We start from the raw sequence: 571 nt of genomic DNA on the forward strand, positions 1-571 counted from the left end.
GTGCTGGAGGCACTACGGCAGCACGGCGGGCACGGTTGAAGCCGTGCTCGAAGCGAACCCCGGCCTCGCCGAGCTCGGCGTGGTGCTGCCGATGGGAACCGTCGTGGAGATGCCCGAGCGCCGCGCGATCGAGACGACCACGCCGCTATTGCAACTGTTTGACTGACCGGAGCCGAATGAATGGCTGAACCGAACACTTCTTCGGCCGCGGCGCTGTTCGCCGCGGTCGGCCTCGCCGGCATCGCGCCGGGCGTCGACGGCGACGCGCTAATCGGCGCGTTCGCGGGCGCGGCGCTCGTCGTCGTCACGTCGAAAGACCTCGGCCTCGCGAAGCGCGCCGCGTACATGCTCATCTCGCTCGTGATGGGCTACCTCGCCGCGCCTGAAATCATCCACGCCGTGCCGATCCGCTCGACGGGCGTCGCCGCGTTCTTCGCGGCCGCGCTCGTGATCGCGGTCACGCTCACGCTGATCGAGCGCGTGAAGGGCATGGACCTGTTCGCGCTGTTTCGCAAGGGAGACTGACGTGCATGTCTCGTCCGCACTCGTCGCGCTCGCCGCGCACCTGGCC

2 protein-coding genes are annotated in these 571 nt (G+C 69.0%); both read left to right on the forward strand.

Annotation, left to right across the window (positions count from 1 at the left end):
• Window positions 1-166, forward strand: a 166-nt coding sequence (locus J5M67_RS27515) for a tail protein X (RefSeq protein WP_207888553.1), incomplete at its 5' end; no start/stop codon positions are given.
• Window positions 167-180: 14 nt separating this feature from the next.
• On the forward strand, window positions 181-525 hold the full coding sequence (locus J5M67_RS27520) for a putative holin (protein WP_004524439.1): 345 nt from the start codon (window positions 181-183) through the stop codon (window positions 523-525).
• The last annotated feature ends 46 nt before the right edge of the window (window positions 526-571 follow it).

The sequence above is a fragment of the Pseudomonas sp. 30_B genome (genome assembly GCF_017491605.1).
Taxonomy (GTDB): Bacteria; Pseudomonadota; Gammaproteobacteria; order Pseudomonadales; family Pseudomonadaceae; genus Pseudomonas.